Here is a 542-nt window from a genome sequence, read left to right on the forward strand (position 1 = left end):
GGCTGACGTTCTGCAGTGTATGCAGTATTTTCGACAATGCGCTCGGCTTCATCCTTGTCATAGATACCAGCAAATCCGAAGGCCAGACGGGCACACTGAATCATGGCTTTATGCCGTAACATCCGTTTGGGATGCGACTGCCACGGCCCCGTGATTTCTCTGCCTTCGCGAGTTTTGAATGGTTCGCGGCGGCATTCATCCATCCATTCGGTAACGCAGATCGGATGATTACGGTCCTTGCGGTAAATCCGGCATGTACAGGATTCATTGTCCTGCTCAAAGTCCATGCCATCAAACTGCTGGTTTTCATTGATGATGCGGGACCAGCCATCAACGCCCACCACCGGAACGATGCCGTTCTGCTTATCAGGGAAGGCGTAAATTTCTTTCGTCCACGGATTAAGGCCGTACTGGTTGGCGACGATCAACAATGCGATGAACTGCGCATCGCTGGCATCACCTTTAAATGCCGTCTGGCGAAGAGTGGTGATCAGTTCCTGTGGGTCGACAGAATCCATGCCGACACGTTCAGCCAGCTTCCC

At 52.6% G+C, this 542-nt stretch carries 1 protein-coding gene; it reads right to left on the reverse strand.

What is annotated here, in order from left to right; translation table 11 throughout:
- Positions 1-542: phage recombination protein Bet (gene bet / locus ACJHXB_RS24815; RefSeq protein WP_242815450.1), on the reverse strand; the 542-nt coding region annotated here is incomplete at both ends.

Source organism: Escherichia sp. WS3227_2, from assembly GCF_046486495.1.
Lineage (GTDB): Bacteria > Pseudomonadota > Gammaproteobacteria > Enterobacterales > Enterobacteriaceae > Escherichia > Escherichia coli.